Below are 5,214 nucleotides of genomic sequence, written 5' to 3'. Positions count from 1 at the left end.
TTGGTTTGCCTTTTCGTTTAGCTCCCTATAAGTCAGCTGTTTATCTTCAAACACTACAGCAATATTATTGGGTGTCCGTTCCACCTGTTCCTCAAAAATCTGATGGATGGTCTTTTCCCGAGGGTATCCTGCTTTTGTATTATTAAATTCATATAATATTTGATGTTTTTCGTCTTGTGACAGCATATCAATTTCTAATAGCCTTTTTTCAGGAAAGGCTGCTGCCTCTTCCAATACATTAAGGTAATGGGCAATAAGCCTTATAACTGACTCTTTCTTAAACAACCTGGTAGCATACTCCAATTCAAATGCAATACCGTCCTCTGTTTCCTCAGCGTTTAAAGTCAAGTCAAACTTGGATATTCTTACTTCACTGTCATAGGGCATAAACCTTAGCCCATCCATCTTCACTTCTGATGCCTCGATATTTTGCAGTACAAACATAGTATCGAAAAGTGGATTTCTGCCCAGATCCCTTTCCAGATTAAGCTTATCTACCAGTTCTTCAAATTGGTAATCTTGGTTTTCGTAAGCCCTTAAGGAGTTTTCTCTTACTTCATTAAGGAAGTCCACAAAAGTCTTTCCACCTTGAGGGTGATTCCTCATGGCTAGCGTGTTTACAAACATACCAATAACGTCCTGAAGATCAGTATGCGGCCTTCCTGCAACGGGACTTCCAACTATAATATCTTCCTGTCCGGTGTACTTGGATAAAAGGACATTGTATGAAGCTAAAAGTACCATGTAGAGCGTGGCACCATTATTCACTGCAAGTTTATTCAGTTTAACAGCAAGCTCCTTGCCTGCTTTGAAACTGATCACATCTCCCTCAAAACTCTGTATAGCTGGCCTAGGGTAGTCTAGCGGCATATTAAGCAAAGGAATTTCTCCTTTGAATACTTGGAGCCAGTATTCTTCCTGCTTACTAATTGTCCCATCAGCAAACAGCCTGTTCTGCCATACGGAAAAATCCTTGTACTGAATCTTAAGTTCCGGAAGTTCCTTACCTTCATACAGGCTCATAAATTCTCTTACCAGTATGTCGTCAGACACCCCGTCAGATATAATATGGTGCTTATCAAACATCATAATATATCTGTCTTCTCCAACTTTTATAAGCCCAACCCTAAGTAAAGGAGCCTCATCAAGGTCAAAGGTCCTAATAAATTCACTGGCTATTTTCGCAGCTCTTTCCTCATCGGTTTCCATATACATAACACTAAAATCCACATTGCTATGGACCTTTTGTACCGGTTTACCATCTATCATATGGAATGAGGTACGGAAAGACTCATGTCTGTCAACAAGCTCCCTAAAAGCCTGTTCAAAGCGCAGTTTATCGAGTTTGCCTTCAATTAGCATAATACCAGGCATGTTGTATGCCATCCCAACTGCGTCAAGCTGGTTTAGAATATACAGCCTTTTCTGGGCGGATGAAATTGGATAGTACTCCATCTCCCCAGCCGGCCCAATAGAATGAAATACACTCTCCTTTGCAATCTTGATGCACTCGGCAACTTCAGACATATTTGGGCTCTTAAATATTTCTTTAAGCGGTATGTTTACATTGAACTCTTTGTGAATCCTGGCAATAAGATTTGCTGCCCTTAAGGAATGTCCCCCCAGCTCAAAGAAATTGTCGTTTCTTCCCACTTTCTCTATACTAAGGATATCCTGCCACAACCCCGCAAGTTTCTCCTCCACTTCACCCAAGGGTGCGACATACTCTATTCCAGCATCGATATTGCCGTCAGGTTCGGGCAATGCCTTCCTATCTATTTTGCCATTGGGAGTCAGCGGCAGCTTTTTTAACTGCATAAAATAGGATGGTATCATATAGTCTGGAAGGTCCTTTAAGAGATGTCCCCTTAGTTCTGCTATTGTTAATTCATTTTCCCCTGCCACATAGGCACACAGATACTTGTTTCCCTTCTGATCTTCCCTTGCAATAACCACTGCTTCCTTTATTGAAACGTGCTTTAGCAGTTGTGCTTCTATTTCCCCCAGCTCTATTCTAAATCCCCTTATCTTTACCTGATGATCTACTCTTCCTAAAAATTCCATATTCCCATCAGACAGCCATCTGGCCAGATCCCCTGTACGATACATCCTTTCCCCTGGTATAAACGGGTTAGGTACAAATTTTTCAGCTGTCAGTTCGGGCCGGTTTAGATATCCCCTTGCAAGCCCTTCTCCCCCTATGCACAACTCACCCAAAACCCCTGTAGGCTGAGGTCTCAAGTGTTTGTCAACAACGTAGTATTTTATATTTTGCATTGGCTTTCCGATAGGTACACTCCCGGATTCCAAATAGCTTCCCAGTCTCTTTTCGTAATAACTGGAATCTATGGTGGACTCAGTAACCCCATAGCTATTAACAACCCGCAGTTTCTCTCCATACCAGGATTGTAATCTTTCATAATCTTCCACAGAGAGAGTATCTGATCCAAGTATAAGCAACTTGAGGCTATCAATAATCAAAGCATTATCATGGATATAATCCATAAGAGGAATAATCAGTGCCGGTGTGGATTCAAAGATGGTTATTTTATGGGTTTTAATAAGTGAATATAATCGTGCAGGATCGTATCTCTCCTCGGATGAACAAATAACCATTTGGCCTCCGTTGAGCAGCGTTCTCGAAACATCTCCCACAAATACATCAAAAGAAAAACTTGCGATTTGCAACAGCTTTACATCCATATCCGCAAGCCTATATTCCTTTTTCCATGCGTAAGATATGTTGACAAGACTTCTATGCTCTATCATGATCCCCTTTGGCTTTCCTGTGGTTCCTGATGTATAAATGACATATGCTAAATTACAAGATTTATTAATGACAGGAAGATTTTCTGTTCTCCCGTTGTAATTCACACAGTCATCAAAGCTTATAATATCAAGATCAAATTTAATTTTTTCTTTATGATGTTCTTGCGTAAGAATAATTCCAGCCAAGCTGTCATCGATCATATATCTGATTCGTTCTTCAGGATATTCGGTGTCTATGGGTAAATACGCGCCTCCTGCTTTAAATACAGCAATTACACCTATTATCATTTCTATGGACCGGTCTACCATTATAGCTACTACACTGTCAGGTTTTAATCCCTTGTCCCTTAAGATCCAAGCCAGTTGATTGGCCTTTTCATTAAGTTCTCCGTAAGTCAAGTATTTATCTTCAAATACTACTGCTATGTTATCAGGCGTCTTTTCCACTTGTTCTTCAAATAGCTCTTGTATGGTCTTATCCTTAGGATATTCTACTTTTGTATCATTGAAGCCATAGATTATTTGCTGTTTTTCCTCCTGGGACAACATATTTATTTCCGACAACCTTTTAAACGGATTTGCGGTTATCTCTTCCAACACGTTAAGGTAATGAACCGCCAACCTTTTTATAGTCTCTTTTTTGAAAAGCCGAGTACAATATTCAAAGCTAAAAGCCATACCATCTTCACGCTCTATTGCATCAATGGATAGGTCAAATTTTGATATTCTATACTCTAGCCCGTTATTAAAAGGTCTGAAGCTTACACCAGGTACTGCAAATTCTACCTTAGAGGCATTTTGCATGGTAAACATAGTATCAAACAGTGGGTTTCTGCTCATGTCCCTCTTCAAGTTAAGCTTCTCAACCAGTTCTTCAAATTGGTAATCCTGATTGTCATAAGCCCTTAGAGCGTTTTCTCTTACTTCATTCAAGAATTCTACAAAGGTACTATCTCCCTTGGGGTAATTTCTCATAGCCAAGGTATTTACAAACATACCAAGGATATCCTGCAGGTCTGAATGTGGCCTTCCGGCTATAGGGCTTCCAACGATTATGTCTTCCTGTCCGGTGTGCTTAGACAGCAATATGTTGTATGCCGCGAGCAGTGTCATGTAAAGCGTAGCCCCATTATCCCTTGCAAGCTTGTTTAATTTATTCGTAAGCTCACTGCCTGCTTCAAAGCTAAAAAAATCCCCTTCAAAGCTTTGTATTACAGGCCTTGGATAGTCTAGCGGCATATTCAGTACAGGTATTTCTCCCTGGAATGCTTGGAGCCAGTATTCCTCCTGGCTGCTAATTCCGCCCTCATCAAACAGTTTATTCTGCCATACAGCGTAGTCCTTGTACTGTATCCGAAGTGCTGGAGGGTTGTTTCCTTCATAAAGATCCATAAACTCACGAATCAGTATGTCCATGGAGACACCATCGGATATAATGTGATGCATATCAAACATCATAAGATGCCTGTCTTCTCCCGTTTTTACAAGCTCTACCCTTAGCAGAGGAGCCTTGCCAAGATCAAAAGGTCTGGCAAATTCCCCAGCATACTCTGCGGCTTTTTCTTCGTTAGTTTCAAAGTACATCACGCTGAATTCCACATGGTCATGAACCTTCTGGACCGGGTTACCATCGATCATGTGGAACGATGTTCTAAGAGTCTCATGCCTTTTTACCAGCTGCCTGAAGACTTCCTGGAAACGCGCTGTATCAATGCTTCCTTCCAGCAGCATAATACCAGGCATGTTGTATGCTGTCCCTGCCCCTTCAAGCTGGTTTAGTATATACAGCCTTCTTTGTGCAGATGACATAGGGTAGTATTCCATTTCTCCTGCCGGTTGGATTGACTGATATAGGCTCTCCTTTGAGTCTTTAATATATCTGGCAATTTCTAAGATGGTTGGTGTCTTGAATATTTCCTTAAGAGGTATGTCTATATTGAACTCTTTGTGAATTCTTGCTACAAGGCTTGTTGCCTTTAACGAGTGTCCCCCAAGCATAAAAAAGTTATCATTTCTTCCTACCTTCTCTATTCCAAGGATATCCCGCCACAACAGCGCAAGTTTCTCCTCTATTTCTCCCGAAGGTACTACGTATTCTACGCCGGTATTAACATTGCTATCGAGCACAGGCAATGCTTTCCTGTCTATTTTTCCATTAGGGGTCAATGGCAGCTTTTCCATCCGCACAAAGTAGGAAGGGATCATGTAGTCCGGGAGCTCTTTTGACAAGTGTTCCCTCATCCCCTGTACGGTTATTTCTTGATCCGGTACGACGTATCCACAAAGATACTTATTTTCGTCAGCTCCTTCTTTGTCCAATACCACCGCTTCTTTTATTGCTTCATGCTTTAATAACCGGTTCTCTATTTCACCCAGTTCTATCCTGTAGCCTCTTATCTTTACCTGATGGTCGATCCTGCCCAGGTATTCTAGGTTGCCGTCAGG

General features: G+C 41.3%; 1 protein-coding gene. It reads right to left on the bottom strand.

What is annotated here, in order from left to right:
* Positions 1-5,214, bottom strand: a 5,214-nt coding sequence (locus ABEW32_RS26260) for an amino acid adenylation domain-containing protein (RefSeq protein ID WP_430193234.1), incomplete at both ends; no start/stop codon positions are given.

The sequence above is a fragment of the Paenibacillus jamilae genome (genome assembly GCF_050482105.1).
Classification (GTDB): Bacteria; Bacillota; Bacilli; order Paenibacillales; family Paenibacillaceae; genus Paenibacillus; species Paenibacillus jamilae_B.
This window is presented reverse-complemented; position numbering and strand designations above follow the sequence as displayed.